The organism is Falsiroseomonas stagni DSM 19981 (genome assembly GCF_900114315.1).
GTDB classification, from domain to species: Bacteria; Pseudomonadota; Alphaproteobacteria; order Acetobacterales; family Acetobacteraceae; genus Falsiroseomonas; species Falsiroseomonas stagni.
Genome location: NZ_FOSQ01000010.1, coordinates 13,931 through 37,106 on the forward strand (window position 1 = coordinate 13,931; position 23,176 = coordinate 37,106).

General features: G+C 71.2%; 19 protein-coding genes. 8 read left to right on the forward strand and 11 right to left on the reverse strand.

Annotation, left to right across the window (positions count from 1 at the left end; all coding sequences use genetic code 11):
• The first annotated feature begins 109 nt into the window (after positions 1-109).
• Positions 110-2,335: an ATP-binding protein gene (locus BM041_RS21260; protein ID WP_175534069.1), complete on the forward strand. Its 2,226-nt coding sequence runs from the start codon at positions 110-112 to the stop codon at positions 2,333-2,335.
• Here BM041_RS21260 and BM041_RS21265 read toward each other — a convergent pair.
• Entirely contained in the window at positions 2,275-3,813 is a 1,539-nt protein-coding gene (locus BM041_RS21265; RefSeq protein ID WP_092961921.1) for a M81 family metallopeptidase, read from the reverse strand. The two genes, BM041_RS21260 and BM041_RS21265, sit on opposite strands and share 61 nt — an antisense overlap.
• 101 nt (positions 3,814-3,914) lie before the next feature.
• Between BM041_RS21265 and BM041_RS21270 the strand changes: the two genes are divergently transcribed.
• Together BM041_RS21270 and BM041_RS21275 are read left to right on the forward strand one after the other, a co-directional pair.
• On the forward strand, positions 3,915-5,459 hold the full coding sequence (locus BM041_RS21270; protein ID WP_175534070.1) for an ABC transporter substrate-binding protein: 1,545 nt from the start codon (positions 3,915-3,917) through the stop codon (positions 5,457-5,459).
• A 99-nt stretch (positions 5,460-5,558) separates the two neighbouring features.
• Positions 5,559-8,351 carry a phosphoenolpyruvate carboxylase gene (locus tag BM041_RS21275; protein ID WP_092961923.1) on the forward strand — a complete coding sequence of 931 codons (2,793 nt, stop codon included), beginning with the start codon at positions 5,559-5,561 and terminating at the stop codon, positions 8,349-8,351.
• Here the strand turns inward: BM041_RS21275 and BM041_RS21280 are convergent, their stop codons facing one another.
• Genes BM041_RS21280 through BM041_RS21300 form a run of 5 tightly spaced genes read right to left on the reverse strand, consistent with a single transcriptional unit; the run spans position 8,352 to position 12,053 of the window.
• Entirely contained in the window at positions 8,352-8,750 is a 399-nt protein-coding gene (locus tag BM041_RS21280; protein ID WP_092961924.1) for a DUF3574 domain-containing protein, read from the reverse strand. It abuts the gene before it with no gap.
• A 10-nt stretch (positions 8,751-8,760) separates the two neighbouring features.
• Positions 8,761-9,930: an MFS transporter gene (locus BM041_RS21285; protein ID WP_175534071.1), complete on the reverse strand. Its 1,170-nt coding sequence runs from the start codon at positions 9,928-9,930 to the stop codon at positions 8,761-8,763.
• The gene (locus tag BM041_RS21290) at positions 9,927-10,277 is read right to left on the reverse strand and encodes a DMT family transporter (RefSeq protein ID WP_092961926.1); all 351 of its coding nucleotides are present in this window, start codon (positions 10,275-10,277) and stop codon (positions 9,927-9,929) included. Before BM041_RS21290 ends, BM041_RS21285 begins: the two co-directional genes overlap by 4 nt.
• Before the next feature lie 25 nt (positions 10,278-10,302).
• Entirely contained in the window at positions 10,303-11,304 is a 1,002-nt protein-coding gene (locus BM041_RS21295; protein WP_092962085.1) for a glycosyltransferase family 2 protein, read from the reverse strand.
• A 14-nt stretch (positions 11,305-11,318) separates the two neighbouring features.
• On the reverse strand, positions 11,319-12,053 hold the full coding sequence (locus BM041_RS21300) for a class I SAM-dependent methyltransferase (RefSeq protein ID WP_092961927.1): 735 nt from the start codon (positions 12,051-12,053) through the stop codon (positions 11,319-11,321).
• A 128-nt stretch (positions 12,054-12,181) separates the two neighbouring features.
• Between BM041_RS21300 and BM041_RS21305 the strand changes: the two genes are divergently transcribed.
• The 5 genes from BM041_RS21305 to BM041_RS21325 are packed head-to-tail and all read left to right on the forward strand — an operon-like array spanning position 12,182 to position 17,436.
• Positions 12,182-13,840 (forward strand): hypothetical protein, encoded by a 1,659-nt coding sequence (locus BM041_RS21305; protein ID WP_092961928.1) that lies wholly within the window; start codon positions 12,182-12,184, stop codon positions 13,838-13,840.
• The gene (locus BM041_RS21310) at positions 13,837-14,679 is read left to right on the forward strand and encodes an FAS1-like dehydratase domain-containing protein (protein WP_092961929.1); all 843 of its coding nucleotides are present in this window, start codon (positions 13,837-13,839) and stop codon (positions 14,677-14,679) included. The genes BM041_RS21305 and BM041_RS21310 overlap by 4 nt, the downstream gene beginning before the upstream one ends.
• A complete protein-coding gene (locus BM041_RS21315; RefSeq protein ID WP_245762208.1) occupies positions 14,672-15,643 on the forward strand; it encodes a DMT family transporter in 972 nt (323 codons plus the stop codon). Before BM041_RS21310 ends, BM041_RS21315 begins: the two co-directional genes overlap by 8 nt.
• Complete coding sequence (locus BM041_RS21320; protein ID WP_092961930.1) at positions 15,644-16,555, forward strand: DMT family transporter; 912 nt, start codon at positions 15,644-15,646, stop codon at positions 16,553-16,555.
• Positions 16,552-17,436 carry an MBL fold metallo-hydrolase gene (locus tag BM041_RS21325; RefSeq protein WP_092961931.1) on the forward strand — a complete coding sequence of 295 codons (885 nt, stop codon included), beginning with the start codon at positions 16,552-16,554 and terminating at the stop codon, positions 17,434-17,436. The genes BM041_RS21320 and BM041_RS21325 overlap by 4 nt, the downstream gene beginning before the upstream one ends.
• Positions 17,437-17,439: 3 nt before the next feature.
• Here BM041_RS21325 and BM041_RS21330 read toward each other — a convergent pair whose 3' ends face one another.
• Genes BM041_RS21330 through BM041_RS21350 form a run of 5 tightly spaced genes read right to left on the reverse strand, consistent with a single transcriptional unit; the run spans position 17,440 to position 23,088 of the window.
• Positions 17,440-18,135 (reverse strand): NUDIX hydrolase, encoded by a 696-nt coding sequence (locus BM041_RS21330; RefSeq protein ID WP_245762209.1) that lies wholly within the window; start codon positions 18,133-18,135, stop codon positions 17,440-17,442.
• Entirely contained in the window at positions 18,128-18,937 is an 810-nt protein-coding gene (locus BM041_RS21335; protein WP_175534072.1) for a nitroreductase family protein, read from the reverse strand. Before BM041_RS21335 ends, BM041_RS21330 begins: the two co-directional genes overlap by 8 nt.
• 32 nt (positions 18,938-18,969) lie before the next feature.
• Entirely contained in the window at positions 18,970-21,012 is a 2,043-nt protein-coding gene (locus BM041_RS21340; RefSeq protein WP_092961934.1) for an acetate--CoA ligase family protein, read from the reverse strand.
• A gap of 13 nt (positions 21,013-21,025) precedes the next feature.
• Entirely contained in the window at positions 21,026-22,177 is a 1,152-nt protein-coding gene (locus BM041_RS21345) for an acyl-CoA dehydrogenase family protein (RefSeq protein ID WP_092961935.1), read from the reverse strand.
• The gene (locus BM041_RS21350) at positions 22,177-23,088 is read right to left on the reverse strand and encodes an SDR family NAD(P)-dependent oxidoreductase (protein WP_092961936.1); all 912 of its coding nucleotides are present in this window, start codon (positions 23,086-23,088) and stop codon (positions 22,177-22,179) included. The genes BM041_RS21345 and BM041_RS21350 overlap by 1 nt, the downstream gene beginning before the upstream one ends.
• Positions 23,089-23,176 lie beyond the last annotated feature (88 nt).

A 23,176-nucleotide genomic window follows, 5' to 3' on the forward strand; every position in this document is an offset into this window, starting at 1 on the left:
GCCGAGGGCCTGAAGGCAGGCTTGCGGCCGCCCTGCCCCTGGACCTGCCGGCCCGGGGGCCGGGCGGGCCTTGGCATTGGGGATGATGGAAGCGGAGCAGCAAGGCCCGGTGCGCGCGACGGAACCGGAGGCCTTCCGCTTCCGGCTGCTGCGCGCCTGGGCATCAAGGCCGGGGCGGGCCAGGGCGCTGGGCGTGCTGGCCGGCGTCATGCTGGCCATCTGCTTCCTGTCCCTCTTCGCCCTGCTGGGGCAGCGCGAACAGCGGGCCGCGTCGGATGAAGCGCGCCGCGACGTGATCGGCGTGCTCGCCAGCGTGGTGGACCAGCTGACGCGCGCGCTGGAAACCACCGATATCCTGCTGATCGAGATGGTGCGCGGCATCGAGCAGCGCGGCCAGCCCTGGGAGATCGACCGCGTCGGCATGCGCCTGGCGCAGTTGCCGCATCTCCGCGCCGCGGCGGTGGTGAATGCGGAAGGCCGGATCGTCTTCTCGACGGAGGAGGCGCTTGTCGGCCTCTCGCTGGCCGACCGGCGGTGGCTGGAGGTCTCGCCCAGCGGGGCCTCCCAGCTCGCGATCGGCAGCCCGGAACCCGGGCGCTTCTTCGGCCGGCCCGGCCAGACCATCCAGCAGGCGGGGCGCTGGAGCATCCCGCTGTTGCGGCCCATCCTGGACCCGAACGGCCTGCCGGGCGGCTTCGTCATCGCGCTGATGAACCCGGACTACCTGACCGCCATCGGACAGCGCGCGGCGGATGCCTTCAACGTCTCCGTGCGCTTCCACCGGCTGGATGCCGTGCTGCTGGCGCGTTCCGATGGACGGACGGAGGGTGTCGGCGTCGCCAACCCCGCCGCCTGGCTGTTCCGGGACTACCTGCCGCGCCTCGATGCCGGCATCCAGCAGGTGGAGGATAGCAGCGGCACGCCCGCCACCGCCGCCTTCGGCGTGACGGCCACCGGCATGATGGTGGTGGAAGTGTCGCGGACGCTGGATGTGATCCTGGCGCCGGTCCATCGCCACCGCCTCGAACTCGGCGCCGGCATCGGCGTGCTGGCCATCGTCACCCTCCTCTGCCTGGCGGTGATGATCCGCTTCAGCCGCCTGGTGCAGGCCCAGCAGGATGCCGCCAGCGCGGCGGAGGAACGCCACCAGATGGCGGCGCGGGAGACGGCGCTGCTGCGGTCCAGCCGGGCGGAGACGACCCGCCTGCTGGATGGCGTGCCGACGCTGATGTTCCAGGTGGAAGTCGCCCCCGGCGTGCCGCCCCGCTACCGCCGGATCGGCGGCAATGTGGAGGCGGTGACGGGCTGGCCGGCCGAGGTGATCGAGGCGCCGGGCGGCTGGGCGGCGCTGCGCGCGCCCGAGCCCGACGCCTTCGAGGAATTCATGCAGACGGTGGGCCGGGAAGGTCGGGCCGAGCGTGAGTTCCGCCTGCGCCAGCCCGATGGCGGCGGCCGCTGGCTGCGCACCGTGGCCGCGGTGACCCAGCGCCGGGACAATGGCGTGGTGGAGATCGTCGGCTACACCGCCGATGTCAGCGCGGAGCGGGAGCGCGCCGGCCAGTTGGCGGCGGCCGGGCGCCTGGCCTCGCTGGGGGAGATGGCGACGGGCCTCGCCCATGAACTCCGCCAGCCCCTGACCATCATGTCCCTGGCCGCGCAGAACCTGCAGAAGGCGCTGGATTCCGGCCGGCTTTCCGCGGCGCGGCAGCGGATCGAGCGCATCGTCGAGCAATCAGCCCGCGCCGGGAACATCATCGAACACCTCCGCCGCTTCGCCCGCGGGTCGGATGAGGCGGCGCCCCCCGAACCGCTGGCGCTGGAGGCGGCGGTGGAAGGGGCGATGACGCTGGTCGGCGGGTCGCTGCGCGACGCCGATGTCGCCGTCACCGTCGATTTCGGCGAGGCCTCGCCGATGGTCCTGGGGCATCTGGTGGGGCTGGAGCAGGTCCTGGTGAACCTGCTGATGAATGCCTGCCATGCGATGGAGACGCTGCCCCCGGGGCAGCCGCGGCGCATCACCATCGAACTGGGCGCCGCGCCGCCGGAAGGCCGCGTGGAACTGCTGCTGCGCGATACTGGCGGCGGCATCGCGCCCAGGGTGCTGGCCCGCATCTTCGAACCCTTCGTCACCACCAAGGGCGTGGACAAGGGCACCGGCCTTGGCCTGTCCATCTGCCATGGCCTGGTGAAGGCCATGGGCGGCACCATCGCCGCGCGGAACCAGGACGGGGGCGCGGTCTTCACCATCACCCTCCTCCAGTCGGAGGTGGTCGTTCAGTCGCCGCGGAGCGAGGCGCCGCCGGCCTTCCAGTCCATGGCCGGGTCCAGGGGGTAGATCGGGCGCGGCACTTCCCGCCAGGGCACCCGCGTCAGCACCACGGTGGTCAGGCCGGGGACATCCACCTCGATGATCCGGTCGGGGGTCCAGATGTCGTCGAAGCCGGCGCGGAAATGGCCGCGCGACTTCACCACCAGCGATCGCACGGCGCGCAGATCGACGCCGAGCGATTCCACCATGCGGGGTTCCGCCAATTGCCGGCGGTTGGTCACGACGGCGACGCGCACGCCGCCGATGCGCAGCAGGGCGGTCGGCCCGGTGGAGACGCTGCGGCCGCGATAGATGCCGCGGCGGCCCACGACCTCCCCATCGGTCAATGCCTCCACCACCGCCTCGGCCTCGAAGGGCTTCGAGAAGATGTTGGTCTCGTCCCGGTTGAAGCGCGCGGTGAAGCGGGCGCCGAGGCCGAGCGCATGGGCCTCCGCCGCCAAGGCGGGGTCGTTGTGGATGCCGAAGACCGCGCCCTCCACGCCCGCCTTCACGAAGGATTCGAGGATGAAGGCGGTGTTGCCGCGCCCGCCGCCGCCGGGATTGTCGGCGACATCGGCGAAGAGAAGGGATGGCGCCGCGGCGTCGCGCCCGGCGGCCAGCGCCATCGCCGTCGCGTCCTCCAGGCTCGTCAAATTGGTGATCCACTTGTCGCGGGTGGACCAGATCCAGTCCGCGATCTCCTCCGCCACCTGTCGCGCCCGCGCGCCATCGGTGCGGGTGGTGACGATGACGGAAAGCCCGTTCTTCGGCGTGTCGCCCAGCGAGAAGCCGGAGGAGATGGAGACGTTCAGCACCTCATGGTCCAGGTAGCGCTGGCCGAAGGCGATGGCGTCCGCATAGGGGCCGGCGGCGGTGTTCTGGCTGGTGGCGGGCGGGATGAAGGGCAGCTTCACGAAGGCGCTGCGCGGCCGCATGCCGCCCAGCATGGCGCGCATCACGGCCGCGCATTCCGCGCCGCGCTCCGCCTGGTCCACATGCGGGTTGGTGATGTAGGACGCCAGCATGTCGGCGGCCTCCACCATCGCCCAGGACACGTTGGTGTGCAGGTCGAGCGTGCCGAGGATGGGCACGTCCGGGCCGACAGTGGCGCGGACGCGCTTCAGGAGCGTGCCATCGGGGTCCCTGTCCACCGTCGCGGTGGCGGCGCCATGCAAGGCGAGGAAGACGCCATCGAGTGGCATCGCCGCGCGCAGCCCTGCTTCCAGCCGCGCCACGACATCGTCGAAGACATCCTGGTCCATGGGGCCGGAGGCACCGGCGGTGGCGGCGATGGTGAAGACCGGCTGCCAGGGCCGCCCCGCATCCATGGCGCGCATGAAGCCCGAAAGCCCCGCCGGCGCGCGCGGCGCGGGCTTCGCCAGGTCCGCCGCCAGCGCATCGCCTTCCAGCCAGCAGGCGGCCTCGAACTCCGCCCGCGTCGCGACCGGCGCGTGGCCGTTGCTTTCCAGCATGAAGCCGCCGAGTGCGATGCGTGGTCCGGCCATGGCGCGTTTCCCCCTGAAGCGCGGAAAGCCTATGGCCGTGGCGCTGGCGCGTCCATGCGCGGCCGGGCAGGATGGGGGCGGGGCGACGGGAGGCCCGCACCATGAAGAAGACCATCATCGCCGCGGCGATGCTCGCTTTCGGCGCGAATGCCGTGACCGCGCAGAACCTGACCATCGCGACCAGCCTGTCGCTGAACACGATGGACCCGCATTTCTTCAACGGCTTCCCCGCGGGATCCGCGCATCCGCAGATCTGGGACGCGCTGACGGAGATCGACGAGAATTTGCAGGTGAAGCCGGGCCTCGCCACCGCCTGGCGGCTGATCGACGCCAATACCTGGGAGTTCGACCTCCGCCCCGGCGTGCGCTTCCATGACGGCACGCCCTTCACGGCGGCCGACATCACCGCGACCTTCGCGCGCGTGCCCAATGTGCAGAACAGCCCCGCGCTGTTCACCAGCTTCATCCGGGCGGTGAGGGAGGTGACGGTGGTGAACGACACCACCATCCGCATCACCACCTCCACCCCGACCGCGACGCTGCCGGGCGACCTGGCCCGCGTGCTGCTGGTGGCGGCGCGGGATGCCGGGCAGACGACCAGCGAGTTCAACGCCGGCCGCGTGAATGGCACCGGCCCCTATCGCTTCGCGGGCTATGTGAACAGCGAAAGCCTGGCGCTGACGCGCAACGACGCGCATTGGGGCCCGCGCGCGGCCTGGGGCAACGTCACGATCCGCACCATCGCGCGGGACCCGTCCCGCGTCGCGGCGCTGCTGGCCGGCGATGTCGATGCGATCGACCAGGTGCCGACGGGCGACAAGGCGCGCATCGCCGCCGATCCGCGCTTCCGGCTGTTCAGCGGCCCCGCCGCCGTCGTGCACTACATCGCGCTGGACAGTGCCCGGCCGGAAAGCCCCTTCGTGACGGGGCGGGATGGCACGCCGGTGCGCAACCCGCTGATGGATGTCCGCGTCCGCCAGGCGCTGTCCATGGCGATCGACCGGAACGCCATCGTGACCCGCCTGATGGAAGGCAGCGCGACGCCGGCCAGCCAGTTCCTGCCCAACACCATCGATGGCACCAGCCCCAACCTCCGCCCCACCCCGCATGACCCCGCCCGCGCCCGCGCCCTGCTGGCGGAGGCCGGCTTTCCCCAGGGCTTCCGCCTGACGCTGCACGCCACGACGGACCGCTACCCGAAGGATGAGCAGGTGGCCCAGGCCATCGCGCAGATGTGGAACCGCGCCGGCATCCAGGCCTCCGTCGCCGGCGTCGCGGGCCAGGTCTTCTTCACGGAGGCGACGCGCCAGGCCTATTCCGCCTTCATCGCTCAATACGGCACCAACGAAGCCGGGGAGGGCCCCCGCGCCGTGGTGCACAGCTTCGAGGCCGGGCGCGGCTACGGCAACGCCAACCGCACGCGCTACTCCAACCCCCGCGTGGATGCGCTGATCCAGGACGCGATGGCCGAGATCGACCCGGGCCGCCGGCGCGCGAAGCTGCACACCGCGATCGATGCGGCCTTCGAGGATGTGGCCCTGATCCCGGTCTTCCATCCCTCCTGGGACTTTGCCGCCAAGCGGGGCATCACCATCACCAGCCGGCCGGAGCGCCGCTTCAACGCGCTGATGATGCGGCCGGATTAGGCGCCGCCTGCCCGATCCGGCGGCGGATTCGTTCCGGGGCTGCGTCGCCGCGCGATTCCGTGCTGGCGCCGCCCCGCTTCGCAGGTGCAGCATCGGGCCATGCCCGACGTCCAAGCCCCCGCGCCTGATCCCGTCGCCGAAACCCTGGCCGACCTCCTGGCGCGCCTGAAGGAGGCGCGGGAGGCCGCCGCCACCGACCCCTTCGGCGACCCCGTGCTGCTGATGGCCCTCGCCATCAGCCGACGCCTGGATGATGGCAGGCTGGACGCGCCCGCCATCGCCGCGCTGATCGGCCGGATCGCTGATGATGCCGCGGCGGAACGCGCGCAGCGCCTGGCGAATTACGTCGGCATCGGCCGCGCCGGCGGGCTGGATGCGCTGGCGGCGCGGCTGGTGCGGCCCGATCCCGATGACAGCCCCGTGCCCTTCGCCGCCTATCGGGAGGCGGTGGAGCGGCCGCGCTTCGCGGCCGTGTTCACGGCGCACCCCACCTTCTCCCTGCCCCCCGGCACCAATGCCGCGGTGGCCGCGGCGGCATCGGGCGGCACCATGCCGCGCGGCCTGGCGCATCGCCCGGCGGCGCCGACACTCACGGAGGAATTCGTCCAGGCCGCCGCCGCCATCGCCCGCGGGCGGGATGCGCTGGATGAACTGGCTGCCGCGCTGCTGTTGGCGGCGCAGGGGGTCTGGGGCGATCGCTGGCAGCAGCTGCGGCCCTCGCCCGTGCTGCTCTCGACCTGGGTCGGCTACGACACGGATGGCCGTACCGATATCGGCTGGTGGGACACGATCGGGCTGCGGCTGACGATGAAGCGGCTGCAGTTGCAGCGCCTGGCCGCGCAGCTTTCGCCGCTGGGTGACGGCGTCGCTGCCCTGGCGGCCCGCGTGCTGCTGGCCGAACAGGCGGTGGCGGCGCAGCTGGAAGCCCTGCCGAGCGGCCCGAAGCCCGATGAGGTCCAGGCCTTCGCCGCCGTGCTGGTCGGGCGGCGCGACGATGCGCTGGTCGATCCCGCGCCGCTGCTGGCGCTGTTCCCCGCCGCCATGGCGGCCGCGCCGGATGATGCCACGCGCCTGAAGCTCGCCGTCGCGCGCGCGGGTCTGGCCGCGCATGGGCTGGCGCTGGCGCATACCCACACGCGCCTCAACGCCAGCCAGATCCACAACGCGCTGCGCCAGCGCCTCGGCCTCACCGCCGCGCCGGATGACATGGCCAGCCGCCGCGGCCTGCTCACGCAGATCAACCAGGCGCTGGCGGAGGTCGAGGCCCAGCCTGTCGATTTCGGCGCGCTGCTGGCGGAACAGGCCTCCGCCGCCAAGCTGATGATGACGGTGGCGCAGATCACCAAGCATGTGGATGCCTCCCAGCCCGTGCGCTTCCTGATCGCGGAGACGGAGACGGGCTACACGCTGCTCGGCGCGCTGTGGCTGGCGAAGCGCCTCGGCATCGCGGAGCGGATCGAGATCTCGCCCTTGTTCGAGACGGCGGAGGCGCTGGAGCGCGGCGACCGGGTGGTGGAGGAAGCACTCCGCAGCCCGCATTTCCGCGACTACCTGCGCGCCCATGGCAGGCTCTGCCTGCAATTCGGCTATTCCGATTCCGGCCGCTATGTCGGCCAGCTTCCCGCGAGCTACCTGGCGGAACGGCTCAAGCTGCGGCTGGCGGACCAGTTGCGGCGGCATGGGCTGGCGGATCTCGAACTCGTGCTGTTCGACACGCATGGGGAGAGCATCGGCCGCGGCGGGCATCCGGACAGCCTGGCGGATCGCCTCGACTACCTCTCGCCGCCCCAGGCGCGGGCGGCGCTGACCAAGGTGGGCCTCAAGCTGCGGGAGGAGAGCAGCTTCCAGGGCGGCGATGGCTACCTGCTGTTCGGCACGCCCCAACTCGCCGCCGCCACCATCGCCCGCATCGCGGAACATGCCTTCGCGGAGCCCGAGGGCGAGCCCGACCCGATCTATGCCGAGAGCGATTGGGCCGCGGATTTCTTCGCCACCATCCGGCGGGAGATGCAGGAGCTGGTCGAGGACCCCGGCTATGCCGCGCTGCTCGGCGCCTTCGGACCGGGGCTGCTGGACCGCACGGGTTCACGCCCCGCCGCGCGGCAATCGGACATGGGCGGCCCTTCGCGCATCAGCCATCCGAGCCAGCTTCGCGCCATCCCGAACAACGCCATCCTCCAGCAGATGGGCTGGCTGGCGAATACGCTGCACGGGCTGGGCGCGGCGGCGGCGGCCAACCCCGATGCCTTCGCGGACCTCCGCGCGCGCAGCCCCCGCTTTGCCCGCGCGCTCGCCATGGCCGCGCGGGCGGCGGCGAGTTCCGACATCGGCGTGCTGCGCGCGGCGGTGGATACGCTGGACCCCGGCCCCTGGCTGGACCGCGCCGGCGCCACCCAGCGCCCGGGGCGGCGGGAGGAGTTGATGGCGGTGGCGGAGGCGCTGGAGAAGCTCGACCTCTCCGCCGTCGTCGTCCGCATGTTCCGGCGGCTGCAGGCGGACCACCTGGCGCTGCGCGCCGCCTGGCCGGACCTGCCGCGGATGCCGGACCGCCTGGTGCTGCTGCATGCGCTGCGCCTGGCGCTGATCCACCGCATCTGGCTGCTGGCCGTCGCGCTGCCGGAATTCAGCCCGCGGCATGGCGCGACGCGCGACAGCCTGGTGGCGGGCATCCTGCAACTCGACGTCGAGCGCGCGCTGAAACTGCTGGCGGAGGTCTTCCCGGCCAATCCCGACCCGTCATCCGGCCTCGATTTCCATGAGCCGGCGCCGGAACGCACGAGCAATTCCTACGCGGCGGAACACGCGACGCTGTTCCACCCGATGGGGCAGCTCTTCGCCCTGGTCCGCGAATGCAGCGCGGCCATCGTGCATGAGGTCGGCGCCTTTGGCTGATCAGAAGCCGAGGCACACTGACTGGGTCGTGACCATCACGCTCTCCTGCCGGAACCGCTCCCGGTAGGTGGCGATGACGGGGGCAAGGCGCCGCTGCGCCTCCGCCGCATCGCCGTTCGGCAGCGCCACGACCAGGACCTTGCTGCGCTGGCGGCTGATGGTGCCGCTGCGCCCGCGCCACTGGCCGGCGCCGTCCAGCACGGTCAGGCCATCGGGGAAGGCGGGTGTCACGGCGTCATCCATGAAGCGGGCCCAGGCGGCGTCGGTGACGATCTCCTCGCCGCCCGAGGTCCGGCCGAAATAGGCGCTGGCGAGCGTGGCCGGCCCGAGCCCGGGCGGACATGGTGGGTGCGCCGCGCATCCGGCGAGGAACAGCAGGGGAAGGATGGCGTGGCGCATGGCGCGCAGCCTACAACCCCCGCGCGGCGCGGCGAAGCATCAGGAAGCCGCCGAAGCAGATCGCGGCGATGATGGGCAGCGCGACATCGGCGCCCGTGTTCAGCAGCAGCGGCGCGAACATCACCGGCGCCACCGCCATGGCGAAGGTGACGGGCGCCATCACCTTGCCCGCCACCGTCGCATAGCCATCGGTGCCATGCAGTTCGATCAGCGTGGCCGGGCGCATCACGCTCATCACGCCCGAGGCCAGCCCGTAGCACAGCACGAAGACCGGCACGGTGACCGCGGCGCCGAGCCCCGGCGCCAGCACATGCCCGATCAGCGGCAGCAGGATGGAAGCCGGCATGGCCAGCAGCGCGATGGAGGCCAGCGTCATGGCCCGCAGCCGCGCCCCGCCCACGAAGTCGAACAGCCGGGCCGCCACCTGGGCCGGGCCGGCGAGGGAGGCCCAGAAGATGGCGCTGCCGCGATCCATGCCCAGCGCCTCCACCACCGCCACCATGTTCGCCAGCAGCGAAGAGCCCACCAGCACCTGCACCGTGAGCGCGGCGGACAGCCATCGCAGCCGGGGCGACAGGCGGGGGGCGGGGCCGCGCGGCGCCCTCTCCCGGCTGCCGCGGGGCACCAGCGTGGCATGCAGCGGCAGCGCCACCAGCAGGTGCGATGCCGCCGCGCCCAGCACCGCCACGCGCCAGCCCCAATGCGCTTCCGCCCAGGCAAGGGCGGGCCAGGCGACGGCGGCGGCGAGGCCGGAGATGGCGGCCAGCGCCGCGATCCGCTTGCGCGCGCCATCGGCACCGAGCGTCGCCAGCGCGGCGTTGCTGGCCTCCGACAGCGTCATGGCGGCGGCGATGCCCAGCACGAGGCAGGCCAGCAGCGCCATCACGGCGCCGGGCGAAGCCGCGAGCATCGCCAGCCCGGCGGCGTAGAAGAGCGATCCCGCCACCATCACCGCGCGCGGCCCGCGCCGGTCGATCAGCCGCCCGACCCGCGGCGCCAGCAATCCCGCCAGGCCGAGCTGGATGGCGACGATGAGGAAGCTGGCGCCGGCGGGCAGGCCGAGGTCGCGTTCCATCGCCACGCCCAGCACGCCCGGCAGGAAGTAGCCGGTCCCCCAGCCCAGGATGAGGGATACGCCAAGCGCGGTGACGACAGCCCAGCCCGGGGCGGCCGGCTTCACGCAGTCGTGGCGAGCAGCAACACGCCCGCGGAGATCAGCCCGATCGCTGCCAGCTTCTGCGCGCCGAGGCTTTCCCCGAACACCGCCCAGCCGATGATGGCGATGACGACATAGCTCGCCGCCGTGCAGGGCAGCGCCACGCTCATCGGGATCTTCCGCAGCGCGATGATGTAGAGCAGCGCGGCACCGCCATAGGCGCCAAGCCCGATGATGGTCTGCCAGCGGAAGAGCTGGTCGAAGAAGCCTGTCTCCGCCGCGACGGAGCCGGAGGCGCCGGCCTTGAGCAGCACCTGGCCGACCAGCGAGGTGGTGATCGCGGCGGCGAGCGTGATCCAGGCGCTCAGCATGGGGGCAGCCCCTCCCGCTCCGCCGTCACGAGACCACGCGCACCCGGTTCGCCTCCGCGGCCGGGGCAGCCTCGGACTCCGCCTCCGCGGCCGGCATCACCTCCCTCACCACGCCCTGCGGCTTGCCATTGGCCGAGAGGAAGGCGCGGCCGACATATTCGCCGAGCACGCCGAGGATCAGGAACTGCACGCCGGAGACCAGCAGCACCACCGTCATCATCGAGGCCCAGCCGGACGGCGTCTCCCCGCTCAGCCCCTCGAAGATCACCACGGCGGCGGCGACCAGGCCGAGCACGCCCATGGCGGCGCCGGCCAGGATCGCGAGCCGCAGCGGCAGGACGGAGAAGTTGGTGGCGAGGTTCAGCCACAGCAGCACGAGGCGCTTCAGCGTGTAGTTGGAACGGCCTTCCGCCCGCGGCAGGTGCTTCACCTCGATGCTGTCGAGGCGTTGCGTCACCTGCATCAGCAGCCCGTCCACATAGGGGTAGGGGCCGCTGTATTTCGCGACTTCGCGCACCGCCAGCGCCGACATGCAGCGGAAGGAGGAGAGGTAGAGGCCCTTCGGCTTGTCCAGCAGCAGGTCCGCCACGCCATTGGCGAAGCGGCTGCCGAGGTTGCGCCAGCCCTCATGTTCCTTCTTCGCGTAGCGCGTGTAGACCACGTCCCAGCCGCCGAGGCGGGCGTGGTCGTACAGGCGGATCACCTCCTCCGGCGGGTTCTGGAGGTCGTCATCCATGGTGATGACATAGGCGCCGCGGGCATGGCGCAGCCCGGTCATCACCGCGTTGTGCTCGCCGAAGTTGCGGGCGTGCTCGATGTAGGTGAGCGGCACGGTCGCGGTGCGCTGGAGCTTGCGGCAGACCTCCCCCGAATTGTCGGGGCTGCCGTCATTGACCAGGACGATCTCGATGCCGCCGGCGGGGCGCAGCGCGGACAGCGCTTCCACCAGCGCGCCGACGGTGGTGGCGCCGCGATAGACGGGCACCACGATCGAAAGGCCGACCGGGCGGCCGGTCACGTCAGTCATCTCTTCGGTCTCCATCACGGGCGCGTCGCGATCACGAGGACGGAACCGCCTGCCGGCATGGGGATGCCGGCCAGGCCGATCCGCCGCTCCGTCTCCGCGACGGCGTGCAGGGTTCGGTCGATCCAGGGGGGGAAGTGGGTCACGTCACTCGGGGCATCGGGCTTGCGGTGCAGCACCTTGCGTTGCAGCGCCATGAGCGGCAGCAGCAGGCCGTTCCAGTACCGCGATGCAATCGCGGTGAAGCCCGCCTGTTCCATCATCGCCGTGGCGCCCGCGGCGGTGTAGCGGCGGGCGGTGTGCACGCGCGCGTCATGCGCGCTGCGCAGCCATTCGAAGGCGGGCAGGTTCAGCACCACGGTGCCGCCCGGCCGAAGCACGCGGTGCAGTTCCGCCAGGCCGCGCGCGGGATCGACGCCGGCGTGGCAGATCACGTCGATGCTGACCGCGGCGCCGAAGCTGGCATCCCGGAAGGGCAGCGCATTCGCATCCCCCGCCGCGACCGGCCAGCCGGATTTCTGCTGCGCGCGGTGGGCGGCATCGGGCATGTATTCCAGGCCCATCGCGGCGCGGCCCGGCATCTCATCCCGCATCCGGCGCAGGAAGCCGCCTGTCCCGCAGCCTGCATCCAGCACCGGGCCATCCGGTCCCGGGCGGGCGCGCAGCGCGTCCAGCACGCGGGCATGGGCGGCCTTGAACCACCACATGCCATCCTCGGCGGCGTCCATCAGGGCGTATTCGGCGGGTTCCACGAAACCGTTGTGGCGGTGGAGCGCGGCGAGGGCAAGGCGGGACCGCGACCGACGCAGGGCAGATCCGCCGCATCGGCGCCGCAATGCGGTTGCGCCTTGACCCTTGCGGGCCGAGGATGCGGCCGCCGATGACCCCGCCGACCAGCCCACCGCACCACGCCGTCCAGGCCAGGGGTGCCCATCCCCTGCCGGCCTCCGCCGCGCCCGACCGCGCCACGGCGGCGGAAGTGGCCCAGCCGCAGGGGCAACCGATCGCCGTCCAGCCGGAAACCCGCGCCCGGGTGCTGCGTGCCCTGGCGCTGGCACCGACCCTGGCCTTCCTGCTGATGGTGCTGGCGCCGCCGCTCAATCACGATGTCGCGGCCATCCTGAATTTCGCCGAGCGCTGGGTGGGTGGGGAGCGGCTCTACCGCGACCTGATCGACGTCAACCCGCCGCTGATCTTCGCGCTGACCGCGATCCCGGCGCTGATCGACCGCTTCACGCCGCTGGATTCCGTGCAGGCGCTGCAGGCCTGCGTGCTGGGCTGCTGCGCCCTGGCCTGGCGGTTCTGCGTGGCGCTGCGGCGGGACCAGCGGGAGGGGCCGGTCGAAGCCGCCGTGCTGGATGCGCTGGTGCCGCTCACCTGCCTGCTGGCGGCCTATGATGTCGGCCAGCGCGAACATCTGATGGGGCTTTTCGCGCTGCCCTATGCGCTTCTGGCCGCACGGCGGATGGAGGGGCAGGGGACACCGACGGGGCTCGCGCTCGGCATTACGCTGACGGCTGCGCTGGCCTTCGCGCTGAAGCCGCATTTCCTGGCCGTGCCCCTGCTGGTGGAGGCGCTGGTGCTGTGGCGACGCGGCCCGGCGCTGGCGCTGCGGGACCCGCTGCCCTGGCTGATGGCCGTGGTCTGGCTGCTTTACCTGGCGACGCTGCCGCTGCTGTTCCCGGACTATCTCGGCCACGTCGTGCCGCTGGTGATGGATTTCTACCTCGGCACCGGGGGGCTCAACGTCTTCGCCGTGCTGCTGACGGACAAGATGGGCTCCGCGGTGGTGGCGGTGCTGCTGGTGCTGCCGATGCTGGCCTGGCGCGGGGCGGGGCCAGGGGCGCGGGCGCTGGGCTGCGTGGCGCTGGGGGGAATGCTCTCCGCCATCGTGCAGCACAAGGGCTGGTCGTACCATGTCGTGCCCATGGCCATGGCGACGGCGCTGGCCGGCGGCTGGGTGGCGGCCCGCTGGTTCGACCGCGCCCTGCCATCCGGCCGTGCGCTGGCCGCCGCGCCGATGCTGGCCATCGCCTGCACCTTCGCTATCGCCGCCGTTCATATCCGGGGCGAGAGCCCCTGGCGGCAGATCTGGTACACCACGCTGTCCGACGGCCAACTGGCGGCCGAGTTGAAGCGGGAAGTGGCGGGGGAGAGGCTGCTGGTCCTCTCGCCCGACATCTACCCCGTCTATCCCGCGCTGAACTACGCCCGCGCCCGGTCCACGCTGCGCACCATGAACCTGTGGCTGCTGGTCGGTGCCTATCCCGACTGCCCGGAAGGCGCCGCCCGCTACCGGGAGCCCTGGGAGATGTCCCGCCCCGAATTCCTGGTCTATCGCACGGTGGCGGAGGACTTCGCCCGCGCGCCGCCCGGCGCGGTGCTGGTGGCGAAGCGGTCCGGCATCCCCCGCTGCGGGGCGGAGGAGTTCGACCCCATCGCCTATTTCTCCCGCCACCCGGCCTTCGAGGAGACCTGGCGGCGCTACACCCGCATCGTCCATTTGGACAATTACCTGCTCTATCTGCGCGAGGAATGATGGCCTACGACGACTACGTCGGGAAAACCGACATCCGGGAGGACACGCTGGATGCCCGCCTGGTCCGCGGCCTGGCCGCGACTCTGGGCCGGCCCGTGCCGGCGGCGCTGCCGCCGCTGTGGCACTGGATGCTGTTCCAGGACTGGGTGATGCCCGACGGCATCGGCCCGGACGGCCACCCGAAGCGGGGCGGCTTCCTGCCGCCGGTGCATGACCTGCCGCGCCGCATGTGGGCGGGCGGGCGCGTGGCCTTCCCCGGTGCGGTGCTGCGGATCGGCGATGCCGTGCGGCGCACCAGCACCATCCTGAAGGTGGCGGAGAAATCGGGCGGCGCCGGGCGCCTCGTCTTCGTCACCGTCCAGCATCGCGTCGAGGGGCCCGCGGGCCTCGCGGTGGAGGAGGAGCAGGACATCGTCTATCGCGGCGCCGATGGCGCGGCGGTGAAGGCGGCGGACCCGGCGCCCGCCTGGCCCGACGCGGTTTCGACCGTGGTGGTGCCGGACAGCGTCATGCTGTTCCGCTACTCCGCTCTGACGGGCAACGGCCACCGCATCCACTACGACCACCCCTATGTGACGGGGGAGGAAGGCTATCCCGGCCTGGTCGTGCATGGCCCGCTGCAGGCCACCTTCATGGCCCATCACGCGCTGGATCACGCCGCCCCCGGCGCCCGCCTGGCGTGCTTCGCCTATCGCGGCCGCCGCCCCTGCTTCGATGGCCGCGCGCTGACGGTGCTGCGGCGGGAGGAGGGCGCCCAGGTGCTGCTGGAGACGCGCGACGATACCGGCGCCACCTGCATGCAGGCGGAAGCGGTGCTTGAAGGGCAGCCCATTGGCTGATCGAACACAGGGCGCGACGGCGGCTTCCGCGCCGCCGTCGCGCCCCCGCCTGCCGCTGACGCAGGACACGATCAAGGGCATCGCCGTCGTCGCGCTGGGCTATGGCATCATCTCCGGCGCGGATGCCGCGGTGAAATGGGCGCTGCCGGAAGTGGGCGTCGCCGTCGCCATGATCTGGCGTGGCGTCTTCGGCATGATCGCCATCGCCATCCTGTCGCGCGGCCAGGGCCTGGTGCCGGTGCGTCGGCCGCTGCTGGCCTTGCGGTCCATCCTGCACTGCGCCGTGACTGTTTCCTTCTACCTCGCCTGGTTCCGCGGCTTTCCGCTGGGCGGGTCCTATGCCGTGAACGCCGCCGCGCCGCTGATGATGACTGTGCTGGCCATTCCCCTGCTGGGGGAGAAGGTAGGCTGGCGGCGCTGGACCAGCACCTGCGTCGGCTTCGCGGGCGTGATGGTCATCCTCCAGCCCGGCGGCGAGTTGTGGCGGTGGGAGGCCGGGATGCTGCTGGCCGCCGCGGCGCTGCTGGCGCTGACCCGCATCTGGACCCGGGTGCTGGCGCGCACCGATACGCCCCAGGCCATCGCCTTTGCGCTGTTGGCCGCGCATGTGCCGACCGGTTTTCTCCTGTTGCCGGTCTTCCCGCCGCTCGGGCCGCTGATCCCGGCCTGGGACGTGACGCTGTGCCTGGCCTTCCTGGGCCTGGCGAATGGCTGCGCGCATTTCCTCTTCGCCCGCGCCTTCGCCATCGCCCCGGTCTCGGCGCTGGCGCCCTACGAATACACGACGCTGCTCTGGGGCGGCATCCTGGGCTTCCTGCTGTGGGCGGAGGTGCCGGCGCTGAACACGCTGGTGGGCGCGCTGATCGTCATGGCGGCCGGCCTCTACAATCTGCACCGCGAACATGTGCGGAAGCGTGAGGCCGAGGCGACGGCACGCGATGCGGCCCAAGGGCCGAGGCCATAAATGCCGCTGCGCCACGACCTTCGCCGCGGCATCATCTTCATGCTGTCGGCCTGCGCGCTCTTCGCCTTCATGTCGGTGCTGGTGAAGTCGCTGGCGGGCCGCGTGCCCTTCCAGGAGCAGATGTTCTTCCGCAGCGCCTTCGCCCTGCCGGTGGTGGCGCTGATCGTGCTGCGGCGCACGGGCTTCGGCACCGGCTTCACCACGGTGCTGAAGACGAAGCGCTTCGGCGGCCATCTGGTGCGCGCGGCCAGCGGCGTCTGCGCCACCGCCTGTTCCTTCTATGCGCTCGGCGTGCTGCCGCTGGCGGAACACCAGGCCCTGACCAACGCCACGCCGCTGTTCGTCACCATCCTGTCCATCCCCTTCCTGGGGGAGAAGGTGGGGCTGCATCGCGCCGGCGCGGTGCTGGCGGGGTTCCTGGGGATTCTCATTATCGCCTTCGGGCAGGGCGCCTTCACCGGGGATTACGGTGGCGCGGCGCGGATGGGCATCATCGCGGCGACCACGCATGGCATCTTCTCCGCCATTACCACGCTGATGGTCCGCAGCCTGTCGGCGACCGAGGCCTCCACCACCATCGTCCTGTGGCAATCCCTGCTGATGACGGCGATCATCGGCCTGGCGCTGCCCTTCGTCTGGGTCACGCCGAGCTGGCAGGACATGCTGATTCTGATGGCGATCGGCACGCTCGGCGGGGTGGCGCAGACGCTGCTGACGGAGGCCTGGGCCAGCGCGCAGGTCTCGGCGCTCGCGCCCTATTCCTATTCCTCGCTGCTCTGGGCGATCCTGTTCGGCATGGTGTTCTTCGGCGATGTGCCGAGCCTCTGGACCATGGCCGGTGCCTCGGCGATCGTCGCCGCCAGCCTCTACATCATGCACCGCGAATTGCTGCGCGGGAGGAAGAAGTCATGAGCATCCCGTTCCTGCGCGATGACAGTGCCGAGGTCGGCGTGGTGCAGCAGGTTGCACCGGGGGTGCGGCGCATCCTCTGCGGCAATCCCGGCCCCTTCACCTGGCGCGGCACCAACAGCTGGATCATCGGCCGTGGCCGCGTGGCGGTGCTGGACCCTGGCCCCGCCGATGCCGCGCAATGCGCGGCGATCCTGCGCGCGACGGCCGGGGAGGCGATCACCCACATCCTGGTCAGCCACACCCATCGCGACCATTCCCCCGGCGTTGCCGCGCTGGCGGCCGCGACCGGCGCGCCGACCTTCGGCTTCGGCCCGCATGTCACGCCGCCGGACCAGGGCGGGGAGGGCGGCGATCATGATTTCCACCCGGACATCACGCTGCCCGACGGCACCGCGCTGGAAGGCGATGACTGGCGCCTGACGGCGCTGCACACGCCCGGCCATTGCGCGAACCATCTGTGCTTCGCGCTGGAGGACGAGGCCGGCACTGGCACGCTGTTCAGCGCCGACCATGTGATGAGCTGGTCCACCACCGTGGTCAGCCCGCCCGATGGCGACATGGCGGCCTACATGACGTCCCTCGCCAGGCTGGCGGCGCGCGACCACGACCTGTACCTGCCAGGCCACGGCCCGCCCTTGCCCGACCCCGCGCCCTTCGTGGCCGCCCTGGCCGCGCATCGGCTGGAGCGGGAGGCGAAGGTGCTGGACGCGCTGCGGGCGGCGCGGCGCGCCACGCCGCTGGACCTGGTGCCCGCCGCCTACGGGCCGACGCTCGACCCGCGCCTGGTGCCGGCCGCCGCGCGCAGCCTGCTGGCGCACCTCATCAAGCTGGCGGCGGAAGGCGCCGCGGCGCGGGACGGTGAGAGCTTCGAGGCGCGGTAGCGCCTATTCGTCGCTCATCCGGTTGTCATTGCCGCGATAGACGATCTTCGGCAGCGCCGCGCGCGACGCGGGCGCGGTCGCGTGCCATTCCCGAAACTCCACGAGAATGCGTTCCGTGATGTTGGCCAGCTTCGCGCCGAGCGCCCGCGACAGCGGATACCAGTCGAGCCCTTCCAACTCGCCCGATCCCGCAATCTCCCCCCGCACGGCGCTGGCGGGGGCGATCAGGAAGCGCGCATTGAAGCGCATGGAACGGGATGTCGGCGTGACGGCGCGGCAGAGATAGTCGAGGGCGGAGAGATCGGCCATCAGCCGCTTGCCCTTCATCTCCCCCATCAGCAGGCCGGTTTCCTCATACAATTCGCGCACCGCCGCCACGCCCAGCGCCCGGGCCAGCGAGGGCGGGGCGCGGTGCGCGAGCAGGGCCAGCGTTTCCGGCTTGAGTTTGGACAGCACCTTCACGCCGTGGTCGGCGCGGTCCACGCGGCCGCCGGGGAAGACCAGCACGCTCGGCATGAATTTGTGCTTGGCGTGGCGCATGCCCATCAGGATCTCGGGCTCGGCCTGGCCATCGCGCCAGACGATGAGGCTGGCGGCGTGGCGGGGCTTCACCGCGTGCTTCCTGACGGGCTTCGCGGCAACAAGATCCGCGCCGCCGGGATTGTCGGCCGTCGGGTCCTTCGGCTTGGTGTCAGTCAAGGTTCAGACCCCTCGAGGCAAGCCAGGCGCGGAAATTCGCGCGCTCCGGCACCGATAGCTGGCGGGCGGCATTCTCGCTCCAGGTGCAGCCCTCGGGCTTCGGGCCGTGGACCTCCGGGTAGCGCGGCTTGCCCGGCGGGCGCAGCGCATCATAGGCCGGCAGGGCGGGCAGCAGGCCGCTGTCGTCATAGCGTTCGCGATGCACGACCACATAAGGCGGCAGGCGGGGCGAGGTCGCGTTGCGCGCGGCGGGAAAGCCGAGTGTCAGCCCTGCCACCGGGAAGACGCCTTCCGGCAGCCCGAACAGCGACGCCACCAGATCGAGGTTGTTCCGCACATAAGAGATCGGGCAGGTGCCGAGCCCCGCGTGATGCGCCGCCATGACGCAGAACCCCATGGCCAGCGCGGCATCGGCGCTGGCATTCAGGAAGGTATCGACGCTGTCATTGGCATGCGCGCGGCCGTGATGCGCGCAGACCTGCCGCCCGCGGCGGATGTCGCCGCAGAAGATCAGCAGGACCGGCGCTTCCTTGATCCAGGGCATGGTGCCGATGGCATCCGCGATGGCCGCAATCTTGGTGGGATCGCGCGTCACCAGGATGGAATACTGCTGGAGGTCGGACTTCGCCGGCGCGGATTGTGCGCCCGCCAGCACCGTATCCAGCAGCGCCTCCGATACGGGTTCGGCGCTGTAGCGCCGTGTCACGCTGCGGCCGAGCATCGCGGCCAGGGCATCCGGGACATCGACCGGGGCGAAGGGCAGGGCGCCGTAGCGCGCGCGGATCAGGTCTTCGGCATTCATGGCCTGCAGCGTGGCACCGGGCGCGGGCGCCGTCACGCCCGGACCACCCAGGCATCGGCAACCGTCACGCCCTCACCGGGTCGGCCGACGATCAGCGGGTTGATCTCCGCCTCCGCCACCGCCGGCACGGCCGCGAGTGCCGAGACGGCGACGATCGCCTGCGCGAGCGCATCCAGGTCGCCCTTGGGCAGGTTGCGCCAGCCGGTCAGCGGCTTCATGGCGCGGACCTCCCCGATCATCGCATGGGCTTCGTCGAGGCTGACGGGGGCAAGCCGCAGCGCGATGTCGCGATGGAGTTCGGACAGCACGCCCCCGGCGCCGAGCAGCACCACCGGGCCCACTTCCGGATCGCGCCGGAAACCGAGGATCGCCTCCGCCAACCCCTTCGCCATGGGCTGCACCAGCATCCCCGTGATGCGCGCATCCGGCGCTGCCGCAGAGACGCGCGCCCGCATGGCGGCGGCGGCATCGCGCAGCGCGACCGCATCGGCGATGTGCAGCGCCACGCCGCCGACTTCCGTCTTGTGCGCCAGATCGGGCGACAGGATCTTCAGCGCGACTGGATAGCGGAGGCCAGCCGGCGGTTCGTCCTGCATCACCTGGCTGTCCGAGGCGAGGCCAAGCGCCGCGAAGAGGGTGCGCGCATCCGCCTCATCCGGTTCCGCGGCCAGGGTGACGGCCGGCGCGCTGATCGCGGGCGCGGCCACGGGGGCGCGCCAGTCGCAGAAGGCGCGGATGGCATCCGCGGCCCCTTCCGGCGTGCGGAAGGCGGCGATGCCCGCTTCCGCCAGCATGCGGAGCGAGGCTTCGGCCTGCGGCGCCAGGAAGGCGGCGATGGGTTTACCAGGGATCTTCGCCGCTTCCACCACGCCGCCGACGGCATCCTTCGGCCGGAACTGGGCGGAGGAGCCGACGACGACGAGCGCCAGATCCGTATCCCCCGCGCTGCGCAGCGCATCGAGCCCCGCCATCACGCGATCCGGCCGCGTGCCGGCCAGCGTCATGTCCAGCAGGCGCGCGTGATGCGGCAGCTTGGCCGCTTCCAGCTTCGCGCTGGCCACGGCATCGGGCTTCTTCGCCTCGATCCCCAGCACCCCCAGCGCGTCCACCGCCAGCGCGCCGCCGCCGCCCGTCGTGGTCATGACGCCGACGCCGCGATGCGTGCGTGCCGCCGGCCGCCGTCCCGCCACCAGCAGCGGCAATTCCAGCAGCGCCTCCAGCATCGTCACGCGCAGGATGCCGTTCGCGCGGAAGAAGGCATCCGCCGCGGCATCGCTGCCGGCCAGCGCGCCCGTGTGGCTGTTGGCGAGTTCCGCGCCGAAAGGGCTGCGGCCGAGTTTCAAGGCGACGATGGGCTTGCCGAGGCGATGCGACTTCGCCGCTGCAGCCGCCATCTGATCCGGCGCGCGGATCGCTTCCAGGAACAGGCAGACCACATCCACATCGGGATCGTCGAGCGCGAGCGAGGCGATCTCCCCCGCCGTCAGATCGGCCTCGTTCCCCGTGCCGATGAGGTGGGAGAAGCCGAGCCCCCGCGCCGCGCCGCGCGACAGCAGCGCGCCCATCATGGAGCCGGATTGGGAGATCAGCGCGACGCGGCCGGCGGGCAGCGTTTCGGCTTCCAGCGCCGCATTGGTCGTCAGCGCCGTGCGGGCATTGGCGTTCACCACGCCCATGGAATTGGGGCCGAGCAGCCGCATCCCGCCCGACTTCGCCGCGGCCAGCACGCGCGCCTGCAGGGCCGCACCTTCCGGCCCCGCTTCGGCAAATCCATCGGCAAGCACGCAGGCCAGCGGGATGCCGCGCGCGGCGCAGGCGGCGACCTGGGCTTCGACATTGTCGGTGCCCAGCAGGATGTAGGCGAAATCGATGTCGCCGGGGATGTCGTCGATCGACGCATAGGCGCGCTCGCCCAGCACCTCCGCCGCGCGTGGATTCACCGGAAGCAGGTCGCCCGTGTAGCCATGCCGGCGCAGGTAGCGCTGCGGCCGCGCCGTCAGCCTGCCCTCATCGGCGGAGGCACCGATGAGGGCGATGCGGCGCGGATTGAGCAGCGCCTGCGCCAGCGGGGTCACTTGGCCGGCCCCCTCACTTTGAAGGCCTCTGGGAGAAGCTGCGGCCGAAGATGCCTTCCGCGATGCGGTTCTTCATCATCTCCAGGCTGCCGCCTGCGATCATCCAGCCCCGCGTCTTGCGCACGCAGTATTCGATCAGCAGGTCCTGGCTGTAGCCCGTGCCGCCCATGATCTGCATGGATTCGTTGGAGGCCATCCAGCCAGCCTGGTTGCAGGCATACTTCGCCAGCGCGATCTGCTGGGCGTCCGGCAGACCGTCACCAGCGCCGACGGCGGCGCGATACAGCAGCAGTTGCGCGCTATCCAGCGCCACGCGCATTTCGGCAAACTTCCATTGCAGGCCCTGGAATTCCATCAGCGCCTTGCCGAACTGCTTCCGCTGCTCGGCATGCGTCTTGGCCTGGCGGAAGCAGTATTCGCCCAACGCCAGCGCGCGCGTCGTGTTGCCGCAGCGCTCCACATTGAAGCCCGCGATCTGCTTGCGGAACCCGCCTTCGCCCAGCAGCACGTTCTCGGCGGGGATGAAGACGTTGTCGAAGTAGAGCGCGCACCAGGTCTCGCCATTCATGTAGCGGCTGGGCTGGCCGAGGCGGAAACCCTCCATCCCGCGTTCCACGATGACGCTGCCGATGCCGTTCACGCCCGGTCCGAAGCGGCAATAGACGACGAAGACGCCGGCATCCTCGGTGTTGGAGGTGAAGACCTTGCCGCCATTCAGCCGGTAGCCGTTCCCGTCCTTGGTGCAGGTGGTCTTCAAATCCGTCAGCGCGGACCCCGCATCGGGCTCCGTCATCCCCACGGCCGCGATCGTCTCGCCCTTCAGCAGAGGGGTGAAGTACTTCTCCTTCTGGCCGGGCGTCGCGTATTCGGCGAACGTACGAAAAGCGCCGAAATTGCCGGCCTGGAGGACATCCGCGCTGCGGGGGCAGACATAGGCGATCTGCTCCATTGCCAGCACGGCGTCGAACAGCGTACCGCCCTGGCCGCCATCTGCCTCCGGCAGCATGATGCCGAACAGCCCGTTCTCCGCCATCAGCTTCGCGACATCCCAGGGGAAGCGCTCATCATGCGCCCGCGCCACGGCGTCCTTGGCCAGGTGCTGCTCCGCGAAGCGGCGCACGCTGTCCTGGAAGGCGATCTGTTCCTCGGTCAGGCCGAAATGCATCAGACGGGATCCCACGAGAAGACGTCGCCGCTGCGGTCGAGCGGCAGGAAATGAGACTTCAGCGCCGGCAGCGCGGTTTCCGCGATGGCCTCCGGCGTCCAGCCCTCACCGCGATGCGTGCTGCGGATGGGGCGCGGCTGGCTGAACAGGAACAACTCATTGTGCCGTGCGGCGAAGATCTGGCCGGTGACGTCCTTGGCGGCGTCGGAGGCGAGGAACACCGCCAGCGGCGCATTCTTGTCCGGCGTCATCTGCTGCAGCCGCGCCACGCGCGCGCGCTCCGCCTCGGTGCTCGCGGGGATGGAGCTTGTCATGCGGGACCAGGCGAAGGGCGCGATGCAGTTGGACCGCACGCCGAAGCGCTGCATGTCGAGCGCGATCGATTTCGACATCGCGGCGATGCCGAGTTTCGCGGCGGAATAGTTCGCCTGACCGAAATTGCCGATCAGGCCGGATGTTGACGTCATATGCACGAAGGCGCCGGAGCCCGACTTCCGAAAGTGTTCGGCGGCGGCGCGGCTGACGAAGAAGGTGCCGTTGAGGTGGACGTTGATGACGGCCAGCCATTCCTCAGGCGACATCTTGTGGAAGATCTGGTCCCGCAGGATGCCGGCATTGTTCACGACGATGTCGATCCGGCCGAAGGAATCCAGCGCCGTCTGCACGATTCGCTGGGCATTGGCCCATTCCGCCACGCTGTCGGTATTGGCCACTGCCCGCCCGCCGCGCTGCTGGATGATGGCGACGGTCTGCTCCCCCGGCGTCGCGCTGGTCGGACCCTCGCCCGTCAGGCTCGCGCCGATATCGTTGACCACCACGGCCGCGCCGGCGAGTGCCATGGCGAGCGCGATCTCCCGCCCGATTCCGCCGCCCGCGCCGGTCACCACCGCGACCTTGCCTTCAAGCATCATGCCGGCTGCCTCCCTTGTGCGCAGGGGCGTTCTAGTCCCGGTCGATCGGGGCGTGAAGCCGGGTTGCCCCCATCGTTGCCCGCACTAT

Excerpts from the sequence above, each read along its gene's own strand:
- BM041_RS21270 (WP_175534070.1), top strand. The coding sequence starts at position 3,915 with ATGAAGAAGACCATCATCGCCGCGGCGATGCTCGCTTTCGGCGCGAAT.
- BM041_RS21325 (WP_092961931.1), top strand. The coding sequence starts at position 16,552 with ATGAGCATCCCGTTCCTGCGCGATGACAGTGCCGAGGTCGGCGTGGTG.
- BM041_RS21265 (WP_092961921.1), bottom strand. The coding sequence starts at position 3,813 with ATGGCCGGACCACGCATCGCACTCGGCGGCTTCATGCTGGAAAGCAAC.
- BM041_RS21350 (WP_092961936.1), bottom strand. The coding sequence starts at position 23,088 with ATGATGCTTGAAGGCAAGGTCGCGGTGGTGACCGGCGCGGGCGGCGGA.
- BM041_RS21310 (WP_092961929.1), top strand. The coding sequence starts at position 13,837 with ATGATGGCCTACGACGACTACGTCGGGAAAACCGACATCCGGGAGGAC.
- BM041_RS21290 (WP_092961926.1), bottom strand. The coding sequence starts at position 10,277 with ATGCTGAGCGCCTGGATCACGCTCGCCGCCGCGATCACCACCTCGCTG.
- BM041_RS21335 (WP_175534072.1), bottom strand. The coding sequence starts at position 18,937 with ATGAATGCCGAAGACCTGATCCGCGCGCGCTACGGCGCCCTGCCCTTC.
- BM041_RS21305 (WP_092961928.1), top strand. The coding sequence starts at position 12,182 with ATGACCCCGCCGACCAGCCCACCGCACCACGCCGTCCAGGCCAGGGGT.
- BM041_RS21280 (WP_092961924.1), bottom strand. The coding sequence starts at position 8,750 with ATGCGCCACGCCATCCTTCCCCTGCTGTTCCTCGCCGGATGCGCGGCG.
- BM041_RS21320 (WP_092961930.1), top strand. The coding sequence starts at position 15,644 with ATGCCGCTGCGCCACGACCTTCGCCGCGGCATCATCTTCATGCTGTCG.
- BM041_RS21275 (WP_092961923.1), top strand. The coding sequence starts at position 5,559 with ATGCCCGACGTCCAAGCCCCCGCGCCTGATCCCGTCGCCGAAACCCTG.
- BM041_RS21345 (WP_092961935.1), bottom strand. The coding sequence starts at position 22,177 with ATGCATTTCGGCCTGACCGAGGAACAGATCGCCTTCCAGGACAGCGTG.
- BM041_RS21295 (WP_092962085.1), bottom strand. The coding sequence starts at position 11,304 with ATGACTGACGTGACCGGCCGCCCGGTCGGCCTTTCGATCGTGGTGCCC.